The following is a 23,212-nucleotide window of genomic DNA, read 5'->3' on the forward strand; positions in this document are numbered from 1 at the left end:
GCCTTCATGCTTCGCGACTCGCTCACTCCCATCCTCCTCACCCAGCAACACCTCGCCGACGAGCTTCCCGTCCAGAGCGAGTTCCTCGTCTGCCTGGACTCCGATTGGGACTCCATCTCCTCTCAGCCCTCGCACTCCCCCAACGTGCGCGTGCTCCCCGACAACCTCGCCTACGTCATCTACACCTCTGGCTCCACCGGCCGCCCCAAGGGCGCCATGTTGGAGCACCGCGGCGTCGTCAACTACCTGCTCTGGTGCACCCAGGCCTACTCCATTGCCCAAGGCAACGGCTCTCCCGTCCACTCCTCCCTCTCCTTCGACCTCACCGTCACCAGCCTCCTGGCCCCCCTCATGGTGGGCCGCCCTGTCCTCCTCGTCCCTGACTCCCAGGGCTTCGAGGGCCTCTCCCAGGCCCTGCTGCGCGGCGACAACTTCAGCCTCGTCAAGCTCACCCCCAGCCACCTGCGCCTGCTCCAACAACAGATTCCTGCCGACAAGGCCGCTGGCCTCACTCGCTCATTCATCATCGGCGGCGAGGCCCTTACCGCCGACACGCTCGCCTTCTGGCGCACGCATGCTCCCCTCACCCAACTGGTGAATGAGTACGGCCCCACCGAGACGGTTGTCGGCTGCTGCGTCCACACCGTCTCCGCCCATGATGCCGCCGCCGGTGCTGTCTCCATCGGCCGCCCCATCTCCAACACCCGCCTCTACCTCCTCGACTCTCACCTGCGGCCGGTTCCCGTCGGAGTACCCGGTGAGCTCTTCATCGGCGGTGTCCAGGTGGGCCGCGGCTACCTCGGCCGTCCGGAGCTCACCGCAGAGCGCTTCCTCCCCGACCCCTTCACCTCTACGCCCGGCGCTCGCCTCTACCGCACTGGCGACAAGGCCCGCTGGCTGCCCGACGGCAACCTCGACTACCTGGGCCGCATCGACTTCCAGGTGAAGCTGCGCGGCTTCCGCATCGAGCTGGGTGAAATCGAAGCCTCCCTGGAGCTTCACCCCCAGGTGCACCAGGCCCTCGTCCTGGTGCGCGAGGACTCCCCGGGCGACAAGCGCTTGGTGGCCTACGTGGTGCCCACTGCCTCCAATTCCCCTCTCCCTCCGGGAGAGGGACGGGGTGAGGGTATCTCGCTCCCCGGGTTGAAGCCCGAGGAGCTGCGCACCTGGCTGCTGCGGAAGCTGCCCGAGTACATGGTGCCCTCGGCCTTCGTCTCCCTGGAGTCCTTGCCCCTCACCTCCAATGGCAAGGTGGACAGGAGCGCCCTGCCTCCTCCTGGCTCCGCACTCGCGCCCGACGCCGGGTACATCGCTCCTCGCAATCACACCGAGCAGCAGCTCGCCTCCATCTGGAGTGAGGTGCTGCAGCTCGAGCGCGTGGGCATCCACGACAACTTCTTCGAGCTCGGTGGCCACTCTCTGCTCGCCACCCAGGCCATCGCTCGCATCCGCTCCGCCTTCAGCGTCGAGCTCCCCGTACAGGACTTCTTCGAAGCTCCCACCGTGGCCGCGCTCTCCCTGAACATCCTGCGGCTCACGGCCCAGGTAGATCTGTCGGAGCTCGAATCAATGATGGATCAGCTCGACCAACTGGACGATCTGGAGGTCCAGAAACTGCTGGCCTCCGAGTCCCCATCCCCCGACGAGCCAGAGCCCCAAGAGTGAGGGATACGCCATGACGTCTCCAAAGAATTCCGCCCTACCCCCAGGGCCCAAGCGCCATTGGCTCCTGGGCACCGGCATCCAGCAGTTGAAGAACCCGCTGGGGCTGCTGGTCCGAGGCCAGCAGAAGCACGGCGACATCGTCTTCTTCCACCAACACCATGGCCCGACCTGGCTGCTGTCGCATCCGGACCATGCGCAACGCGTGTTGGCGGACAACGCCACCAACTACCTCTCCATGATGGGCGATGGGCCGGATCCAATGCTGGGCAGGGGGCTGTTCGCCAGCAAGGGTGACTTCTGGCTCCGCCAGCGGCGCATGGTGCAGCCCGCGTTTCATCGCCCGCGGCTGGCCCGGATGGTGGAGGGGATGGTGCAGGACGCCCAGCGCGCGGTTGAGCGCTTGGCGCCGCTCGCCAGCACCGGTGAGCCGGTGGAGCTGCTGAACCAGATGCGCCGTCTGGTCATCAGCATGCTCGGCACCTCGATCTTCTCGAAGGACATCTACGAGAGCCAGCCCCTGCTCCGTGAGACGATCAATTACTTCTCGCAGGAGATCCACAGCCCCCACGACTCACTGCTGGAGGCCTTGGGGGGGATGCTTCGCCTGTACCGGTCCCGGTTCAAGCGCTTCATGAAGGCCGTCGAGGACATCAACACCGTGTTCTACGGCCTCATCGCCGAGCGCCGCCAGTCCTCCACGCCCAGGGAGGACGTGCTGACGATGCTGATAGAAGCACGGGACACGCAGGGCGTGGCGATGACGGACACCGAGGTGCGCGACGAGTTGGTGTCCCTCTATGTCGGCGGGCATGAGTCCACGTCCGTGGCACTCACGTGGATCTGCTACGAGGTGGCGAACCACCCCGAGGTGCAGCAGCGCATCCGCGAAGAGCTGGCCACCGTCCTGGGAGGAAATCCCCTCACGGCCGAGAGCCTCCAGGCCCTGCATTACACGCGTGCGGTGGTGGAGGAGACGCTGCGCCTCCGCCCTCCCGCGTGGCAGTTCGTGCGCCGGGCGGCGAAGGAGGATCAGCTCGGAAGCTGGACCATCACCCCGGACACCAAGGTGATCATCTCGCCCTACATCCTGCACCGGCATCGCGATTTCTGGGAGGAGCCCGAGCGCTTCATCCCCGAGCGCTTCCTCCCCGAGCGCAAGGAAGGCCGGCACCGCTACGCCTACCTGCCCTTCGGCGCTGGACAGAGGCAATGCGTGGGCAACGGCTACACGCTGACCCTCCTCACGACAGCGCTCGCCACACTGCTGCAGCACTACCAGCTCCGCCTGGCACCTGGGTACGAGCTCGTCATCATGTCCGGCTCCACCCATCGCCCGCGCAACGGTGTGCTGGCCACGCTCCATCCCGTGCCCGCAGCGGCGTGAGCATCCGTCTCCTCTCTTTTCGAAGCCCGTGCCCATGAGCGACATCCTCAAGCGTCTGGCGAACCTCTCCCCTGAAAAGCGCGACCTGCTGCTCAAGCAGCTCCAAGCCAAGGGAGCACGCACGCCCCAAGTCTCCGGGCTGCCGCCCATCGAGCGGCGGCCGAGGGAGGACGCGCCCCAGCCCCTGTCGTTCGCACAGCAGCGGCTGTGGTTTCTGGAGCAGCTCGAGCCGGGCACCACGCGCTACAACCTGCCCGTGGCGGTGCGGCTACAAGGCTGGCTCGACGCGCAATTGTTGGAGCGTGTCTTCAACGAGCTGCAGCGGCGCCATGAGACCCTGCGCACCACCTTCCGAATGGAGGGAGACGCCTCGGTACAGGTCATCGCGCCCACGGCGGGGCTGCGGCTGCCGGTGGTGGACCTGACGGTGCTGCCCGCTGAGCGGCGAGAGGCCGAGGCCCTGCGCCTGGCCACCGAGGAGGCGCTGCGCCCCTTCGACCTGGAACGCGGGCCACTGCTGCGTGCCACGCTGCTGAAGCTTGGCGAGCAGGAGCATGTGTTGGCGCTCAACATGCACCACATCGTCTCCGATGGCTGGTCCATGGGCGTGCTGGTGCGGGAGATGGGGCTGATCTACGCGGCCTTCTCCCAAGGACAGCCCTCGCCTCTGCCCGAGCTGTCTTTGCAGTACGCTGACTACGCGGTGTGGCTGCGCCAGTGGCTGCAGGGAAAGGAGCTGGAGCGCCAGCTCTCCTACTGGCGGGAGCAGCTCGCCGGAGTATCGCCGGCACTGGAGCTGCCCACCGACAAGCCACGGCCTCCCGAGCAGACGTTCCACGGTGCGGCTGTATCCATGCCGCTGACGAAGCAGCTCACCGAATCCATCAAGGCGCTGTGCCAGCGTGAAGGCGTCACGCCATTCATGGCGCTGCTGGCCTCCTTCCAGGTGGTGCTGCACCGCTACTCGGGGCAGGAGGACTTCTGCGTCGGCTCGACGCTCGCCGGCCGAGATCAGGCGGAGATCGAGGGGCTCATCGGATTCTTCGTCAACACCCTGGCCCTGCGCGCCCGCCTGGAGGGAAACCCCACCTTCCGTGAGCTGTTGAAGCGCGTGAAGGAGACCACGGTTCGCGGCCTGGCCCACCAGCACCTTCCCTTCGAGAAGCTGGTGGAGGAACTCAAGCCCGAGCGGAACCTGGGCCGCTCTCCCATCTTCCAGGTGCTGTTCGCCTTCCTGAATGCCCCCATGTCGGAGCTGAACATGCCGGGGCTGTCCCTGCGCCCGCTCGACATGGGACTGAGCGTCCCCAAGTTCGAGCTGGAGCTGACCTTCACCGAGGGGCCGGACGGACTCCAGGGCAACTTCACCTACAACACCGATCTCTTCGACGCCTCCACCATCTCCCGCATGGCCGAGCACCTGCGGGTGGTGCTGGAGGGTGTGGTGGCCGCACCGGAGGCCCGCCTCTCCGAGCTACCTCTGCTCACCCCGGCCGAGCGCCAGCAGGTGCTCGTCGACTGGAACCAGTCCCGCCGCGAGCTCCCAGAGTCCCCGCTCGTCCACCGCCTCTTTGAAGCCCAGGTCCTCCGCACTCCGGACGCTCCCGCCTTGTGCTTCGGCGATGAGACGCTCTCCTACGCAGAGCTCAACGCCCGCGCCAACCAGCTCGCGCGCCACCTGCGCCGCCTCGGTGTCGGCCCCGACGTCCTCGTCTCCATCTGCCTGGAGCGCTCCCTCGACCTCGTCGTCGCCATCCTCGCCACCCTCAAGGCTGGCGGCGCCTGGCTTCCGCTGGATCCCACGCTCCCCTCCGAGCGCCTGGACTTCATCGCCTCCGACGCCTGGGCTCCCGTCCTGCTCACTCACTCCTCGCTGGAGCACCTGCTCGACCGCCGAGGCTTCGTCTTCTTCATGGACGATGACTGGTCCCGCGTTGAGCACGAGTCCGAGGACAACCTCGACATCCCCGTGGATGGCGCCAACCTCGCCTACGTCATCTACACCTCCGGCTCCACCGGCCGTCCCAAGGGCACCCTCCTGCAGCACCGCGGCCTGTGCAACACCGCCCTGCAGACTCTCGACTTCATGGCCCTGCGGCCCGGCTGCCGCCTCCTTCAGTTCTTCTCCTCCGCCTTCGACGCCTCCGTCTCCGAGGTCTTCCCCTCCCTGCTCTCCGGCGCCTGCCTCGTTCTCGCCTCCCGCGACGAGCTCCTGCCCGGTGCTCCTCTCCTGAAGCTGGTGCAGGAGCAGTCCATCACCACCCTCAAGCTCACCCCCTCCGTCCTCGCCCAAATGGAGCCCGACGGGCTGCGCGGCGTCCAGACTCTCATCTCCGCCGGTGAGGCCTGCTCTCCTGAGTTGGTGGCTCGCTTCTCTCCGGGGCGCCGCTTCGTCAACGCCTACGGCCCCACCGAGGCCTCCGTCTGCGCCACCGTCAATTCCGAGGTCGACGCCCAGCGTGTCTCCATCGGCCGGCCCTTCCACAACGTCCGCGCCTACGTGCTCGACTCGCACCTGCAACCGGTGCCTGTCGGCGTGCCCGGTGAGCTCTTCATCGGCGGCGTGGGCCTCGCTCGCGGCTACCTCGGCCGTCCGGAGCTCACCGCCGAGCGCTTCATCCCCAACCCCTTCTCCTCCGAGCCGGGGGCCCGTCTCTACCGCACCGGTGACAAGGTTCGCTGGCTTGCCGACGGCAACCTCGAGTACCTGGGCCGCATCGACTTCCAGGTAAAGCTGCGTGGCTTCCGCATCGAGCTGGGTGAAGTGGAGTCCGTCCTCGTCCAGCACTCCTCAGTCCGCGAGGCCGTCGTAGCCCTGCGCGAGGACACCCCGGGCCACAAGCGCCTCGTGGCCTACCTCGTGCCCACTTCCCCTCTCCCCTCGGGAGAGGGACGGGGTGAGGGTATCTCGGGCCCAGGGTTGAATCCCGAGGCCGTGCGTACCTGGCTGCGACAGAAGCTGCCCGACTACATGGTGCCCTCGGCCTTCGTCTCCCTGGAGGCCCTGCCCATCAACTCCAGCGGCAAGGTGGACAGGAAGGCCCTGCCCGCTCCGGACTTCTCCCGCTCCGAGCTCAAGTCCTCCTACACCGCTCCTCGCAACGACGTGGAGCAGCGCCTGTGTGACATCTGGGCCCAGGTGCTCGGCCTGCCCCAGGTGGGCATCCACGACAACTTCTTCGAGCTGGGTGGCGACTCCATCATCAGCCTCCAGGTCGTCGCACGCGCACGGAGGGCCGGCCTCGTTCTCGCCACACGGCACCTCTTCCAGCATCAGACGGTGGCTCAGCTCGTCCAGGTGGTGAAGTCCGCCTCCGAGCCGCTGGGTGAGCAGGGTCCCGTCAGCGGCCCCGTGCCACTCACGCCCGTCCAGTTCCACTGGCTGCGGCATGGCCCAGAGCACGCCCACCACTTCAACCAATCCGTGTTCGTGGCCTCGCGCCAGCCCCTGGAGCCGTCCCTGCTGGAGAAGGCTCTCCAGCACCTGCTCTCCCACCACGATGCCCTGCGTCTGCGCTTCCGCCAACACGAGGGCTCCTGGCTGCAGGACAACGCCGGCCCCGAGGAGACCCCGTTCCACCTGCTCCAGGTGGACCTCTCCTCCACTCCTGCTTCCGAGCAGTCCGCCGCGCTCGAAGCCGAGGCCTCGCGCCTGCAAGCCAGCTTCAACCTCTCCCAGCCGCCCCTGGTGCGCGCGGCGCTCTTCCACATGGGCGATGGCCAGCAGCGCCTGCTACTCGCTGTCCACCACCTCATCGTCGACGCCGTCTCCTGGCGTGTGCTCCTGGAGGATCTCGAGTCCGCCTACCAGCAGCTCCAGCAGAGCTTCGTGGTGACCCTGCCGGCGAAGACCTCCTCCTTCCAGTCCTGGGCTCGCCGCCTGCAGGCTCACGCCCACTCCGAGGAGCTCGCCGCCGAGGCACCTCTCTGGATGGACGAGGCGCGTCAGCAGGTGGCCCCACTGCCCACCGACACGTCCGGGCTCAACACGAACGACTCTGAGCGTGCCATCTCGGTCTCCCTCGACACCGAGGAGACACGGCTGCTGCTGCAAGAGGTTCCCTCCGCCTGGCGCGCGCACATCAACGATGTATTGCTCACCGCCCTGGCGCAGGCCCTCCGCGAGTGGACGGGCCAGGCCCAAGCGCTCGTCAACCTGGAGGGCCACGGCCGCGAGGAGCTCTTCAGCAACGTGGACCTCTCTCGCACCGTGGGCTGGTTCACCTCATTCACCCCCGTGCTGTTGCCGCTGCCTTCCGGCGGCTCGGCTGGCGACTGCCTGCGCTCCGTGCGCGATTCGCTGCGCCGCCTGCCCCACCACGGCATTGGCTTCGGCCTGCTCGAGTGGCTGGGCCCGCCCGAAGTGGCTCAACAGCTCCAGGCACTCCCCGCGCCCCAGGTGGCCTTCAACTACCTGGGACAGCTCGATGCCACGGCCGCTGCCAGCCGTCTCTTCTCCCTGGCCTCCGAGCCCTCCGGGCTTCGTATCGCGCCCTCCGGCTCGCGCCTGCATGTGCTGGAGGTCAACGGCTCCGTCTTCCAGGGCCGACTCCAGCTCTCCTTCGGCTACAGCACCCACCTGCACCACGCGGCCACCATCGAGTCGCTGGCCGGGCGCTTCCTCCACCACCTGCGCGCCCTCATCTCCTTGCGCGCCTCCGAGGACGCCCGCCGCTTCTCCCCGGGTGACTTCCCTCTCGCGGCCCTCTCCCAGCCATCGCTCGACACGCTGCTGCGTCAGGCCGGGCCCGACGTCGAGGACCTCTACCCCCTCACCCCCACCCAGCAGGGCATGCTCTTCCACGCCCTGCTCACTCCAAGCTCCTCCGCCTACTTCGAGCAGCTCTCATGGATGGTGACATCCACGCTCGACCTGCCCGCCTTCCTGCGCGCCTGGCAGACCTGCCTCCAGCGCAACACCATCTTCCGCTCCTCCTTCCATTGGGAAGGACTCGATTCACCGCTCCAGGTGGTCCACTCCCAGGTGGAGCTGCCCTTCGAACAGCTCGACTGGAGCACCCTGCCTGCCTCCGAGCAGCAGGCCCGCTTCGAGCAGTTGCTCCTCCAGGACAAGCAGCGCGGCATCGATCTGCGCCGTGCACCGCTGGTGCGCCTGACGGCCATCCGTATGGCCGAGGACCATGTTCGCTTCCTCTGGAGCCACCATCACCTGCTGGTGGATGGCTGGAGCCTTGGCCTGCTCATCGGCGAAGTCTTCTCTCTCTACGAGTCCTTCCGCTCGGGCCTCTCCCCACAGCTCGCCCCCAAGCCCCCCTTCCGCGACTACATCTCCTGGCTGTCGCGCCGTGACGCGTCCTCCGACGAGGCTTACTGGCGCTCCTACCTGGAAGGCTTCTCTGCTCCCACGCCGCTTCCCGCCGACACGCATGCCGCGCCGCCTCGAGGTCAGCCGCCCGCGTATCACCCCATCGAGATGACGCTGTCCACCGAAGCCACCGCCTCCCTGCAGGCCTTCGCCCGCCAGCACCAGCTCACCCTGAACACCCTGGCGCTCGCGGCCTGGGGCTTCGTCCTCTCGCGCTACTCCGGCGAGCAGGACGTCGTCTTCGGCAACACCGTCGCGGGCCGGCCTCCCGAGCTGCCCGGCGCCGACACCATGGTGGGTATCTTCATCAACTCGCTGCCCATCCGCGTCCGGCTCCCGTCTGGCACCTCGCCTCTGATGCCCTGGCTCCAGTCGCTCCAGACCCAGCAGCTCGAGCAACGCCAGTACGAGCACTCCCCGCTCGTCCAGGTACAGGCTTTCAGTCAGGTGCCCCGTGGCACCTCGCTCTTCGACTCCCTGTTTGTCTTCGAGAACTACCCTCTCGACACCTCTCTTACGGGCTCGGCCTCCTCGCTCCAGGTGAGCGACCTCCAGGCCATCGATCACAACCACTATCCGCTCAACCTCGCCGTCCACCCTGGCGCAGCCCTCCGGCTGTGCCTGACCTACGAGTCGCCCCGCTTCGAGCCCGCCGCCATGCAGCGGCTGCTGGAGCACTGGCGCACGGCGCTGATGGCCCTGACCTCGGCCTCTAGCCTAGGCGACGTCACCCTGCTTTCAGACGCCGAGCGCCTCCAGGTGCTGGGCGAGTGGAGCCGCACCCCGGGCTTCCCGCCCGAGCAGCCCGTCCACCGCCTCATCGAGGCCCATGCTCACCTCACTCCCCACGCTCCCGCCGTGCGCTTCGGTGACGAGCTCCTCACCTACTCCCAGCTCAACTCCCGCGCCAACCAGCTCGCTCGCCACCTGCGCCGCCTCGGCGTCGGCCCTGAGGTCCTCGTCTCCCTCTGCCTCGAGCGCTCCGTCGAGCTCGTCGTCTCCATGCTCGCCACCCTCAAAGCCGGTGGCGCCTGGCTCTCTCTCGACCCCTCCCTCCCCTCCGAGCGCCTGGACTTCATCGCCTCCGATGCTCTCTCCCCCGTCCTCCTCACCCACTCCTGCCTCGAGCACCTCCTCGACCGTCGCGGCTTCGTCTTCCTCTTCGACGAGCACTGGGAGCGCGTCGAGCTCGAGTCCGAGGACGACCTCAACCTCTCCTTCGATGGCGGCAACCTCGCCTACGTCATCTACACCTCCGGCTCCACCGGCCGTCCCAAGGGCACCCTCCTCACCCACGGTGGCCTGGCCAACACCGCTCTCCAAGCGGCTCGCGCCCATGGCTACCGCCCCGACAGCCGCGTCCTCCAGTTCGCCAGCACCAGCTTCGACGCCTCCGTCTGCGAGGTGTTCTCCTCCCTCGTCGCCGGTGCCTGCCTCTGCCTGGCCTCCAAGGAGCAACTACTTCCCAGTGAGCCCCTGCGCTCTCTGCTGGTGCAGCAGTCCATCACCGCGGTGACGCTCACTCCCTCAGTCCTCGCCCAGCTCGAGCCCCAAGGGCTGCCCAACCTGGAGACCCTCATCTCCGCCGGCGAGGCCTGTACTCCCGAGCTGGCCCGCCGCTGGTCTCAGGGCCGCACCCTGCTCAATGCCTACGGCCCCACCGAAGTCACCATCTGCGCCACCATCACCGGTCCGGTGGACGCTGAGCGCCTGTCCATCGGCCGCGCCCTGCCCAACGTGCAGGTGTACGTGCTCGACGAGCGTCTGCAGCCCGTGGCCCCTGGCGTCCCCGGCGAGCTGTATGTCGGTGGTGCCGGCCTGGCTCGTGGCTACCTCGGCCGCCCGGAGCTCACCGCTGAGCGTTTCATTCCCCACCCCTTCGCCGCTCTACCCGGCGAGCGCCTCTACCGCACCGGTGACAAGGTGCGCTGGTCCGCTCGCGGCGAGCTGGAGTACCTGGGCCGCATCGACTTCCAGGTGAAGCTGCGCGGCTTCCGCATCGAGCTGGGTGAAGTGGAGTCGGTGCTTCGCGAGCAGCCCGGCGTTCACGAGTCCGTCGTGGTTCTGCGCGAGGACTCTCCCGGCGACAAGCGCCTGGTGGCCTACGTCGTGCCCTCTGCCGGCGAGCAGGTGGAGCCTCAGTCCCTCCGCACCGCCCTGCTCTCGCGTCTGCCCGAGTATATGGTGCCCTCCGCCTTCGTCTCCCTGGCGGTCCTGCCCCTGACTACCAGCGGCAAGGTGGACAGGAAGGCCCTGCCCGCTCCGGCTGGCTCCGGCACCGCCTCCTCCGAGTACGTCTCTCCCCGCACCGACACCGAGCTGCGCCTGGCCTCCATCTGGAGCGAAGTCCTGGATGTTCATCAGGTGGGCCTTCATGACGACTTCATGTCTCTCGGTGGCCACTCCCTTCTCGCCACCCAAGTCGTCTCCCGCATCCGCGCCTCCTTCGGCGTGGAGCTTCCCCTTCGCATCCTCTTCGAGGCCACCACCCTTCAGGCGCTCGCCACGGTCATCGAGTCCACCTCTCGCGCCACGAACGCGCCCGCCCGACCACCCCTGCGGCCCGTGTCTCGCGAGGAGTCTCTCCCGCTGTCCTTCTCTCAGCAGCGACTGTGGTTCCTCGAGCAGCTCGAGCCGGGCACAGCGCGCTACAACGTCCCCGTGACCGTGCGGCTGCAGGGGGTACTCGACGCCCCCGTGTTGGAGCGAGTCTTCAACGAGCTGCTCCGGCGTCACGAGCCCCTGCGCACCACGTTCCGCACCGAGTCGGACAAGTCAGTGCAGCTCATCGCCCCCGCCGCTGAGCAGCGGTTGCCGGTCGTGGACCTGACGGTGATTCCCGCCGTGCGGCGCGAAGCCGAGACCCTGCGGTTGGCCACCGAGGAAGCTCAGCGTCCCTTCGACCTGGAGCGCGGTCCGCTGCTGCGCGCCACGCTGCTGAAGCTCGACGAGCAGGAGCATGTGCTGCTGCTCAACATGCACCACATCGTCTCTGACGGCTGGTCCATGGGCGTGTTGGTGCGTGAGGTGGCGGCGCTCTACCAGGCCTTCTCCTCGAACCAGCCCTCGCCGCTGCCGGAGCTGCCGGTGCAGTACGCCGACTACGCCACCTGGCAGCGTCAATGGCTGCAAGGCGAGGAGTTGGAGCGACAGCTCTCCTTCTGGCGGCAACAGCTCGCTGGCGCCGCGCCCGTCCTGGAGCTGCCCACCGACAGGCCGAGGCCGCCCGAGCAGACGTTCAACGGGGCCACGCTCGACCTGCCACTCTCGCTGGAACTGACCGCGGACCTCAAGAGCCTCTGCCAGCGCGAGGGGGTCACGCCCTTCATGCTGTTGCTGTCCGCCTTCCAGGTGGTGCTGCGGCGCTACTCGGGCCAGGAGGACTTCTGCATCGGCTCGCCCATCGCCGGCCGGGATCAGGCGGAGCTCGAAGGGCTGCTCGGATTCTTCGTCAACACCCTGGTGCTGCGCACTCGAATGGAGGGCAATCCCACTTTCCGCGAGCTGCTGCGGCGCGTGCGGGAGACCACCCTCGGCGCCTACGCCCACCAGCATTTGCCCTTTGAGAAGCTCGTCGAGGAACTCCAGCCCGAGCGAAACCTGGGCCGAGCCCCCGTCTTCCAGGTGCTGTTCGCCTTCCAGAACGCCCCTGTGGGCGAGCTGAACGTGCCAGGGCTGGCGCTGCGGCCACTGGCCACGGGCACGAACGTCTCCAAGTTCGAGCTCGAGCTGGCCTTCAACGAGACTCCGAGCGGCTTCCAGGGCAGCTTCGTCTACAACACCGATCTCTTCGACGCCTCGACCATCACGCGACTGGGCGAACACCTGCGGGTGCTGCTGGAAGGCGTGGTGGCCGCACCGGAGGCCCACCTCTCCGAGCTGCCCTTGCTCACTCCGACCGAGCGCCAGCAGGTGCTGGTGGATTGGAACCAGGCCCAGCGCGACCTACCCGAGTCCCCGCTCGTCCACCGCCTCTTCGAGGCCCAGGTCCTCCGCGCTCCGGACGCACCCGCTCTGCGCTTCGGCGATGAGACGCTCACCTATGGCGAGCTCAACGCCCGAGCCAACCAACTCGCGCACCACCTGCGCCGCCTCGGCGTCGGCCCCGACGTCCTCGTCTCCATCTGCCTGGAGCGCTCGCCCGACCTCGTCGCGGCCATGCTCGCCACGCTCAAGGCCGGCGGCGCCTGGCTGCCGCTTGATCCCACGCTCCCTTCCGAGCGCCTGGAGTTCATCGCTTCGGATGCGGGCCCCCGGGTCCTCATCACCCGCTCGTCGCTGAAGCAACTGCTGGGAGCGCACGAACCGATGCTGCTCGTGGACGAGCACCGGGAACAGGTGGAGCGCGAGCCCACCGGGAATCTGGAGGTCGAGATAGACGGTGGCAACCTCGCCTACGTCATCTACACCTCCGGCTCCACCGGCCGTCCCAAGGGCACCCTCCTGCAGCACCGCGGCCTGTGCAACACCGCCCTGCAGACTCTCGACTTCATGGCCCTGCGGCCCGGCTGCCGCCTCCTTCAGTTCTTCTCCTCCGCCTTCGACGCCTCCGTCTCCGAAGTCTTCCCCGCTCTGCTCTCCGGCGCCTGCCTCGTTCTCGCCTCCCGCGACGAGCTCCTGCCCGGTGCTCCTCTCCTGAAGCTGGTGCAGGAGCAGTCCATCACCACCCTCAAGCTCACCCCCTCCGTCCTCGCCCAAATGGAGCCTGACGGGCTGCGCGGCGTGCAGACGCTCATCTCCGCCGGTGAGGCCTGCTCTCCTGAGCTGGTGGCTCGCTTCTCTCCGGGGCGCCGCTTCGTCAACGCCTACGGCCCCACCGAGGCCTCCGTCTGCGCCACCGTCAATACCAAGGTCGACGCCCAGCGTGTCTCCATCGGCCGGCCCTTCCACAACGTCCGCGCCTACGTGCTCGACTCGCACCTGCAACCGGTGCCTGTCGGCGTGCCCGGTGAGCTCTTCATCGGCGGCGTCGGCCTTGCTCGCGGCTACCTCGGCCGTCCGGAGCTCACCGCCGAGCGCTTCATCCCCAACCCCTTCTCCTCCGAGCCGGGGGCCCGCCTCTACCGCACCGGTGACAAGGTTCGCTGGCTGGCCGACGGCAACCTCGAGTACCTGGGCCGCATCGACTTCCAGGTGAAGCTGCGTGGCTTCCGCATCGAGCTGGGTGAAGTGGAGTCCGTCCTCGCCCAGCACCCCTCAGTCCGCGAGGCCGTCGTAGCCCTGCGCGAGGACACCCCGGGCCACAAGCGCCTCGTGGCCTACCTCGTGCCCACTTCCCCTCTCCCCTCGGGAGAGGGACGGGGTGAGGGTATCTCGGGCCCAGGGTTGAATCCCGAGGCCGTGCGTACCTGGTTGCGACAGAAGCTGCCCGAGTACATGGTGCCCTCGGCCTTCGTCTCCCTGGATGCCCTCCCGCTCAACTCCAGCGGCAAGGTGGACAGGAAGGCCCTGCCCGCTCCGGACTTCTCCCGCTCCGAGCTCAAATCCGCTTACGCCGCGCCTCGTAACGACACCGAACAACGCCTGTGCGACATCTGGTCCAAGGTGCTTAGCGCTCCCCAGGTCGGCATCCACGACAACTTCTTCGAGCTCGGTGGTGACTCCATCATCAGCCTCCAGGTCGTCGCCCGTGCTCGACAGGCCGGCCTCGTCCTCACCACCCGCCAGCTCTTCCAGCATCAGACGGTGGCGCAACTGGCCCAGGTGGTGAAGTCCGCCTCCGAGCCGCTGGGCGAGCAGGGCCCCGTCACCGGCCCTGTGCCGCTCACGCCCATCCAGTTCCACCTGCTGCGGCACGACCCGGAGCACGCCCACCACTTCAACCAGTCTGTGCTCGTGGCCTCGCGCCAGCCCTTGGAGCCAGCTCGATTGGAGAAGGCCCTCGCGCAGGTGGTGGCCCACCACGATGCGCTGCGCCTGAGCTTCCGCCAGCATGAGGGGGCATGGCTGCAGGACAACGCCAACCCTGAACAGGCATCTGTCCACCTGCTCCAGGTGGACCTCTCCGCCACTCCTACCACCGAACAATCCGCCGCGCTCGATGCGGAGGCCTCGCGCCTGCAGGCCAGCTTCGACCTCTCCCAGCCGCCCCTGTTGCGTGCAGCGCTCTTCCACCTGGGCGATGGCCAGCAGCGCCTGCTGCTCGCCGTCCACCACCTCGTCGTCGACGCCGTCTCTTGGCGCGTGCTCCTGGAGGACCTCGAGTCCACCTACCAGCAGCTCCAGCACAGTGCCCAGGCGACGTTGCCGGCGAAGACCACCTCCTTCCAGGCGTGGGCCCGCCGCCTGCAGGCCCACGCCCACTCCGAGGCGCTGCGGAACGAAGCCGCGCTCTGGCTGGACGAGGCTCGCAAGCAGGTGGCCCCGCTGCCCACCGACGCCTCCGGGCCCAACACCTACGCATCCGAGCGCGCCGTCTCCATCTCCCTCGACACCGAGGAGACGAAGCTACTGCTGCAAGAGGTCCCCACCGCCTGGCGCGCGCATATCAACGATGTGCTGCTCACCGCCCTGGCCCAAGCTCTGTCCGAGTGGACGGGCCAGTCCCAAGTGCTCGTCGACCTGGAAGGCCACGGCCGCGAGGAGCTCTTCAACGACGTGGACCTCTCGCGCACGGTGGGCTGGTTCACCTCGCTCACTCCCGTGCTACTGCCGGTGCCTTCGGGCGGCTCGACGGGTGAGTGCCTGCGCTCGGTGCGCGACTCCCTGCGCCGACTGCCCCACCACGGCATCGGCTTCGGCCTGCTGAAGTGGCAGGGCCCGCCCGACGTGGCGCAGCGGCTGAACGCCCAGCCCGCCCCCCAGATCGCCTTCAACTACCTGGGCCAGCTCGACGCTACGGCCGCCGCCAGCCGCCTCTTCTCCCTGGCCACCGAGTCCTTCGGCCCCGGCATCTCGCCCTCGGGCACGCGGCTGCACCCCTTGGAGATCAACGGCTCTGTCTTCCAGGGCCGACTCCAGCTCGCCTTCAGCTACAGCGCCCACCTGCACCACGCGGCCACCATCGAGTCGCTGGCCGGGCGCTTCCTCCACCACCTGCGCACGCTCATCTCCCTGCGCACCTCCGAGGACGCGCGACGCTTCTCTCCGGGTGACTTCCCCCTCGCGGCCCTCTCCCAGCCGAAGCTCGACACGCTGCTGCGTCAGGCCGGGCCCGACGTCGAGGACCTCTACCCCCTCACCCCCACCCAGCAGGGCATGCTCTTCCACGCCCTGCTCACCCCGGAGTCCGCTACCTACTTCGAGCAGCTCTCCTGGACGGTGACGTCCGCGCTCGACCTACCCGCCTTCCTTCGAGCGTGGAAGACGTGCCTCCAGCGCAACACCATCTTCCGCTCCTCCTTCCATTGGGAGGGACTCGAAGCCCCGCTCCAGGTGGTCCACGCTCAAGTGGAACTGCCCTTCGAGCAGCTCGACTGGAGCGCTCTGCCCGCCTCCGAGCAGCAGGCCCGCTTCGAGCAGTTGCTCCTCCAGGACAAGCAGCGCGGCATCGATCTGCGCCGTGCACCGCTCGTGCGCCTGACGGCCGTGCGCCTGGCCGAGGACCGCGTGCGCTTCCTCTGGAGCCACCACCACCTGCTGGTGGATGGCTGGAGCCTCGGCCTGCTCATCAGCGAGGTCTTCTCCCTCTACGAGTCCTTCCGCTCGGGACTCTCCCCGCAGCTCGCGCCCAAGCCGCCCTTCCGCGACTACCTCGACTGGCTGTCTCGCCGCGACGCCTCCGCTGATGAGGCTTACTGGCGCTCCTACCTGGAGGGCTTCTCCGCACCCACGCCGCTGCCCGCGGATACACATGCCGCGCCTCTCCAGGGCCAGCCGCCCGCGCATCACAGCCTCGAGCTGGGCCTGTCCACCGAGGCCACCGCCTCCTTGCAGGCCTTCGCCCGCCAGCACCAGCTCACCCTGCACACCCTGGCCATTGCCACGTGGGGTCTCGTGCTCTCGCGCTACTCCGGCGAGCAGGACGTCGTCTTCGGCAACACCGTCGCGGGCCGTCCTCCCGAGCTGCCCGGCTCGGACACCATGGTGGGCATCTTCATCAACTCGCTGCCCATCCGCGTCCAGCTCCCGTCCGGCACCTCGCCTCTGGTGCCCTGGCTCCAGTCGCTCCAGACCCAGCAGCTCGAACAGCGCCAGTACGAGCACTCTCCGCTCGTCCAGGTGCAGGCCTTCAGTCAGGTGTCCCGTGGCACCTCGCTCTTCGACTCCCTGCTCGTCTTCGAGAACTATCCTCTCGACGCGTCCCTGGAAGGCTCGCCGTCCTCTCTCCAGGTGAGTGGCCTTCAGGGCTTCGAGCACACCAACTATCCGCTCACCCTCTCCGTCCTTCCTGGCGCCGCCCTCCGCCTGCGCGCTGTCTACGACTCGCCCCGCTTCGAGCCCGCTTCCATGCAGCGGCTGCTGGAGCACTGGCGCTCGGCCCTGCTCGCCCTGGCCTCCGCCTCTCGCGTGGATGAGGTCTCCCTGCTCTCTGAAGCCGAGCGCCACCAGGTGCTCGTCCAGTGGAACGACACCTCCGCCGACTTCCCGGCCGAGGCCTGCATCCACCACCTCTTCGAACAGCAGGTGGCCCTCCGCCCCGATGCCATCGCCGTCGAGTTCGGCGACCAGCGCCTCACCTATCGCCAGCTCGAGGCCCGCTCCAACCAGCTCGCCCGCCTGCTGCGCGCACACGGCGTCGGCCCCGATGTGCTGGTGGCCCTCTCCCTGGAACGGTCGCTGGAGCTCATCATCTCCCTGCTGGCCATCCTCAAGGCCGGTGGTGCCTACCTCCCGCTGGACGCCTCCTATCCCGCTCAGCGCCTGGCCTTCATGCTCGAGGACGCTTCTCCTCTCCTCCTGCTCACCTCGCGCGCCCTCCTCCTTCAGATTCCCCTTCCCACTCCCATCTCCACGCTGCTCGTTGATGAGGTGAACCTCGAAGGCCTGTCCCCAGCTCCGCTGGCTTCGGGCGTCACTTCCCGCAACCTCGCCTACGTCGACTTCACCTCGGGCACCACCGGCCGTCCCAAGGGCGTCGCCATCGAGCACCGCTCCGTCCTTCGCCTCTTCCACGGCATCCACTACGCACACCTCGGCCCCGAGGAGACCTTCCTCCTCATCGCCCCCATCTCCTTCGACGCCTCCACCCTGGAGCTCTGGGGCCCTCTGCTCTTCGGCGGCCGCCTCGTCGTCTTCCCGCCTCAGTCTCCCAGCGACCTGGAGCTGCTGAGCCAGACGCTCACCCGCCACAAGGTGACGACTCTCCACCTCACCGCGGGCCTCTTCTCCCAGGTGGTGGAGCACAAGCCCGACTGCCTGCGCGGCCTGCGCCAGCTCCTCACCGGTGGTGACGTCGTCTCCGCGCCCCACGTCCGCCGCGTCCTGGCGTCTCTCGGCATCCCCGTCACCGCCTGCTACGGCCCCACCGAGAGCACCCTCTTCACCTCTTGCTTCCGCATGTCTCGGCCCGAGCAGGTGGGCTCGGCCGTCCCCATCGGTTCCCCCATCGCCAACACCCAGGTGTACCTGCTGGATGCCTCTTTCCAGCCCGTGCCCGCTGGCGTTCCAGGCGAGCTGTATATCGGTGGCGACGGCCTGGCTCGCGGCTACCTCTCCCGCCCTGAGCTCACCGCCGAGCGCTTCCTCCCCAATCCCTTCGGAGCCCCTGGCACCCGCCTCTACCGCACGGGCGACCTGGCCCGCTGGCGCCCTGACGGTGTCCTGGAGTTCCTCGGCCGCGACGACAAACAGGTGAAGGTACGCGGCTACCGCATCGAGCTCTCTGAGGTGGAGTCCGCCCTGCTGGCACACCCCTTCGTGCGCGAGGCCGTCGCCATCGTTCGCGAGGACGTGCCCGGTGATAAGCGCCTGGTGGCGTACGTCGTGGCCTCCCCTGCGCAGGCCCTCGACGCGGGAACGCTGCGCTCCTTCCTCCAGCAGCGCTTGCCCGAGTTCATGCTGCCCTCGGCGTTCGTGCACCTCGATGCGCTGCCCCTCACCTCCAACGCCAAGGTGGACCGCAAGGCCCTGCCCGCTCCGGACGGAGCGCTCTCCTCCACCGCCGAGTACGTTGCTCCTCACAGCGAAACAGAGCAGCGGCTCGCCTCCCTCTGGTGCGAGGTGCTGCGCGTCCAGCGCGTGGGCCTTCACGACAACTTCTTCACCCTTGGCGGCCACTCGCTGTTGGCCACCCAGGTCATCTCCCGCATCCGCGCCGCCTTCGACGTGGAGTTGCCCCTGCGTTCCCTCTTCGAGACTCCCACCCTCGAAGCGCTCGCCAGGGCCATCGAAACCACCACCCGCTCCACGCCCGCTCTGCCGCCCTTGCGGCCCGTGTCGCGCCAGCAGCCCCTGCCTCTGTCCTTCGCCCAGCAGCGGCTGTGGTTCCTCGATCAGCTCGTCCCGGACAGCGCGCTGTACAACATGCCGGCGCCGCTGCGCCTGGAGGGCACGCTCGATACGGTCGCGCTGGAGCGCAGCCTCTCCGAGCTGCTGCGTCGCCACGAGGTGCTGCGCACCACCTTCCCCTCCGACTCCGGCCAGCCCCTGCAGGTGATTGCTCCGCCCGCTCCGATTGCGCTGGAGCGCACCGACCTGAGCGCTCTGCCGGCCCATGAGCGAGAGGCCGAAGCCCACCGGCTCCTCGGAGAGGAGAGTCGCAAGCCCTTCTCCCTCGCCCGGGGCCCGCTGCTGCGAGCCCTGCTGCTGAAGCTGTCAGACACCGAGCACATGCTGCTGCTCAACATGCACCACATCATCTCCGATGGCTGGTCCATGAGCGTGCTGGCACGCGAGGTGGCGGCGCTCTATGAGGCCTTCTCTTCGGGCCAGCCCTCGCCCCTGCCCGAGCTGCCCGTGCAGTACGCCGACTACGCCGCCTGGCAGCGCGGTTGGCTCCAGGGAGAGGCGCTGGAGGCACAGCTCTCCTACTGGCGTCAGCAGCTCGCCCACGCGCCCCAGTTGCTGGAGCTGCCCACCGACAGGCCGCGTCCTGCCGTGCAGTCCTACCGTGGCGCCAACCTCTCTCGGGTCATGCCCCGTGCGCTCTCGCAGGCGCTCGAGGCGCTCTGCCAGCGCGAGGGCGTCACCTCCTTCATGGTGCTATTGGCCGGCTTCCAGGCCCTGCTCTCTCGCTACTCGGGCCAGACAGACATCGTGGTGGGTACCGACATCGCCGGCCGTACTCACGCGGACACCGAGGGCCTCATCGGCTTCTTCGTCAACCAGCTCGTCATGCGGGGGGACCTCTCTGGCACCCCCACCTTCCGCGAGCTGATGAGCCGCGCGCGCCAGGTAGCGCTCGGAGCCTACGCCCACCAGGATGTGCCCTTCGAGGAGCTGGTGCGCGTGCTCAACCCCGAGCGCAGCCTCGCCCACGCGCCCATCTTCCAGGTGAAGCTCGTCCTGCAGAACACGCCCGCTCCTGAGGTGCGACTGCCCGGCCTCACGCTCCGAGGCGCGGAGAGCAACACGGGTGCTGCGAAGTTCGATCTCACGCTCTCCATCAACGAGACCGAGCAGGGCCTGTCCTGCATGTGCGACTACAGCACGGACCTGTTCGACACCAGCACCATGGCCCGTCTGCTGGAGCACCTGCAGGTGCTGCTGGAAGCGGCCGTCACCAACCCCGACCTGCGCCTGACCTCCCTGGCTCTGCTCACCGCGTCCGAGCGCCAGCAGGTGCTCGTGGACTGGAACGGTACACGGACGGAGCACGAGGACACCTGCGCCCACCACCTCATCGAGGCCCAGGTGCAGCGCACGCCGGACGCCATCGCCGTGCGGTTCGGAGAGCAGTCGCTCACCTACCGCCAGCTCGACGAGCGCGCCAACCAGCTTGCCTGGCACCTGCGTTCGCTAGGCGTCGGGCCCGAGGTCCTCGTGGGCCTGTGCGTCGAGCGCTCGGCGGACCTGGTGGTGGCCATCCTCGCGATCCTCAAGGCGGGAGGCGCGTGGCTCCCGCTCGATCCCACCTACCCCACGGAGCGACTGGCCTTCATGTTGCGTGACGCCCGTCCGCCCGTTCTGCTCGCTCAGGAGCACCTGGCCGACGAACTTCCCGTACAGAACGAGCTCCTCGTCTGCCTGGACTCGGAGTGGGACGCCATCGCCACGCAGCCCGTGCAGACCCCGGACGTGCGCGTGCGGCCCGAGAACCTCGCCTACGTCATCTACACCTCCGGCTCCACGGGCCGTCCCAAGGGCACGCTGCTGCAGCACCGCGGCCTATGCAACACCGCCCGAAGGACCATCGACGCCATGCGGCTGCGGCCCGGTAGCCGAGTCCTCCAGTTCGCCTCCATCGGCTTCGACGCCTCGGTCTGGGAGATGCTGCCCACGCTGATGGCGGGCGGACAGCTGCACCTCGCCCCTCGCGAGGAGCTGATGCCGGGTGCGCCGCTGCACCAACTGCTCCAGCAACGGGCCATCACTGCGGCGACGCTCACGCCCTCGGTGCTCGCGCAGCTCGAGCCTCGGGGACTGGAAACGCTGGAGACGCTCACCTCCGCGGGAGAGGCGTGCACCTCCGAGCTGGTGGCGCGCTGGAAGCCGGGCCGGCGCTTCATCAACGCCTACGGCCCGACCGAGACCACCATCTGCGCCACGCTCGACACCGAGGTGGAGGAGCGGCGAGTCACCATCGGCCGGCCCTTCGACAACGTGCAGGCGTACGTGCTGGACGCGCGCCTGCAACCGATGCCCGTGGGAGTGCCGGGAGAGCTGTGCATCGGCGGCGCGGGCCTGGCCCGTGGCTACTTGGGCCGTCCAGAGCTGACTGCCGAGCGATTCATTCCCAACCCCTTCGCATCGCAGCCGGGCGAGCGCCTGTACCGCACGGGGGACAAGGTGCGCTGGCTGGCGGACGGAAACCTCGAGTACCTGGGCCGCATCGACTTCCAGGTGAAGCTCCGCGGCTTCCGCATCGAGCTGGGCGAGGTGGAGTCCGTGCTTGCCTCGCACCCGTCGGTACGCGAAGCGGTGGTGGTGCTGCGCGAGGACGGGGCGGACGGCAAGAAGCTGGTGGCCTATGTGGTGCCCGGGGAAGGAGATACGGCCGAAGTGGGCATCCTGCGCGCCTTCGCCGGCGAGAAACTGCCCGAGTACATGGTGCCGTCGGCCTTCGTAGTGCTCCAGGCCCTGCCACTCACCCCGAGCGGCAAGGTGGACCGAGGGGCGCTGCCCGCGCCGACGCTCGAGGATCGCCGGCAGCGCAAGCCTTACACGGCGCCGCGTACCCCCACGGAGGAGCTGCTCACCCAGCTATGGGCGCAAGTGCTGAGCCTGCCGCAGGTGGGCATCCACGATAACTTCTTCGATCTGGGTGGCGACTCGCTGCTGTGCGTGCGGCTGGTGGCCCAGGCGGCCCAGGCGGGCCTCGCGTTGCAGGTGAAGCAACTGTTCCAGCATCAGACCGTGGCGGAGCTGGCCCCGGTGGTGGGAACCATCGCCCCGCGGCCCGAGGTCTCACAGGAAGAAGGCGCTCCCCGCGGCGACGAGGAGCTGCCGATGCTGCCCCACCAGAAGTGGCTGGTGGAGACGTTCGACATGGAGACCCAGACCTGGGCCAGCACCCTGTTCTGGGACGTGCCCGCGGAAACCCGCGTGGACCTGCTCCGGGCCAGCGTGGCGTTCCTGAGCGAGCAGCAGGACGTGCTCCGCCTGCGGCTCCAGCGGACGGCAGAGGGATGGACGTCACGGTTGCTGGCCTCCGCGGGCGAGCCTCACGTCGAGGAGCTCGATCTCACCGGGCGCACTCCGGAGGCCCAACGAGAGGCCATGATGGAGGTGGCTCGCCGGCTCCAATCCCACCTGAGCATCACCCGCGGTCCGGTGCTGGCGCTGGTCGTGTGCCGACTCGGCGGCTCGGGGCCTGACAAGCTCATCCTCTCCCTGCACCACTGCATGTACGACGGGTACGCGATGCCCATGCTGCTGGGTGACCTGCACACCACCTATATGCGGCTCGCCAGCGGACAACCGCCCAAGCCGCTGGCGGTGAGTACCAGCTACCGTCAGTACATGCTGACCGTGGCAGCCCAGGGCCGTTCCCCCGAAGCCATGAGGGAGGCCCGCGCCTTCTGGCTCGACGAGGCCCGCCTGCGTCCGAGCTCGCCGATGCCGGTGGACATGCAGGGCGGGCAGCACACGACGCACAACTCGCGGCGCCTCTCCACGCCCATCGCACCGGAGCTCGCGGACCGCCTCGCTGACTACGTGCGCGCTCACGGGGACGTGTACCTCAATGATCTGCTGCTCTTCGGCCTGGCGCGCGCCTGGGCCCGCTGGTCGGGGGATCGGCCGCTGCGAGTGGATGTAGAGCACAACGGCCGAGCGGACATGGTCCCGGGAGTGGACCTGTCGCGCACGGTGGGACCGACCAACCTCAAGTTCCCGATGGTCTTCGAGCTGAAGGCCGCGGAAGCACCCTCGGTGGCCTTTGCCTCGGCGAAACGCACCGTGCGCGAGACGATGGCGCATGCGCTGGACTACGGACTGCTGCGCTACGGCCCGGACGAGACAGTGCGTCAGCGGCTGGCCGCGTGTGGCTCACCCCAGGTGTTCTTCAACAACAAGGGAGCGACGCTGGGCAAGCCGCAGCAGGAAGCGCCGATGCCTGGAGGAATCGAGTTCATCGTCCCGCCCAGATTGGATGGTAAGGCGGACATCATTTCTTACGACTTGATGATCGAATGCGACGGAGCGGGCCCGGCGATGCAGATCACCTGGGTCTACAGCGGGGACATCCACCGGGAGGAAACCCTCCGCTCATTGGCCGAGGACCTCTACGCCCAACTTGCCGCGCTCCTCGACGAAATCTGATCCCGCGCGGGGCTTGGCCCACCTTGGCGAGCTCC

General features: G+C 68.3%; 3 protein-coding genes (1 of these 3 cut by a window edge). All 3 read left to right on the forward strand.

Features of this window, described 5'->3' with window-relative positions; genetic code table 11:
- Tightly spaced (at most 34 nt apart), the 3 genes in view from OV287_RS35990 to OV287_RS36000 form a layout consistent with a single transcriptional unit that may run on beyond the window.
- On the forward strand, nucleotides 1-1,665 hold the end of the coding sequence (locus OV287_RS35990) for a non-ribosomal peptide synthase/polyketide synthase (protein WP_267538560.1). 25,626 nt of this gene lie to the left of the window's left edge; the window shows 1,665 of its 27,291 coding nt (coding positions 25,627-27,291); its start codon lies beyond the left edge, outside the window; the stop codon is at nucleotides 1,663-1,665.
- A gap of 10 nt (nucleotides 1,666-1,675) precedes the next feature.
- Nucleotides 1,676-3,049: a cytochrome P450 gene (locus tag OV287_RS35995; RefSeq protein ID WP_267538561.1), complete on the forward strand. Its 1,374-nt coding sequence runs from the start codon at nucleotides 1,676-1,678 to the stop codon at nucleotides 3,047-3,049.
- Nucleotides 3,050-3,083: 34 nt separating this feature from the next.
- On the forward strand, nucleotides 3,084-23,177 hold the full coding sequence (locus OV287_RS36000) for a non-ribosomal peptide synthase/polyketide synthase (RefSeq protein ID WP_267538562.1): 20,094 nt from the start codon (nucleotides 3,084-3,086) through the stop codon (nucleotides 23,175-23,177).
- The last annotated feature ends 35 nt before the right edge of the window (nucleotides 23,178-23,212 follow it).

Origin of the sequence: Archangium lansingense (assembly GCF_026626635.1) — a bacterium.
Lineage (GTDB): Bacteria > Myxococcota > Myxococcia > Myxococcales > Myxococcaceae > Archangium > Archangium lansingense.

Excerpts from the sequence above, each read along its gene's own strand:
- OV287_RS35995 (WP_267538561.1), top strand. The coding sequence starts at position 1,676 with ATGACGTCTCCAAAGAATTCCGCCCTACCCCCAGGGCCCAAGCGCCAT.
- OV287_RS36000 (WP_267538562.1), top strand. The coding sequence starts at position 3,084 with ATGAGCGACATCCTCAAGCGTCTGGCGAACCTCTCCCCTGAAAAGCGC.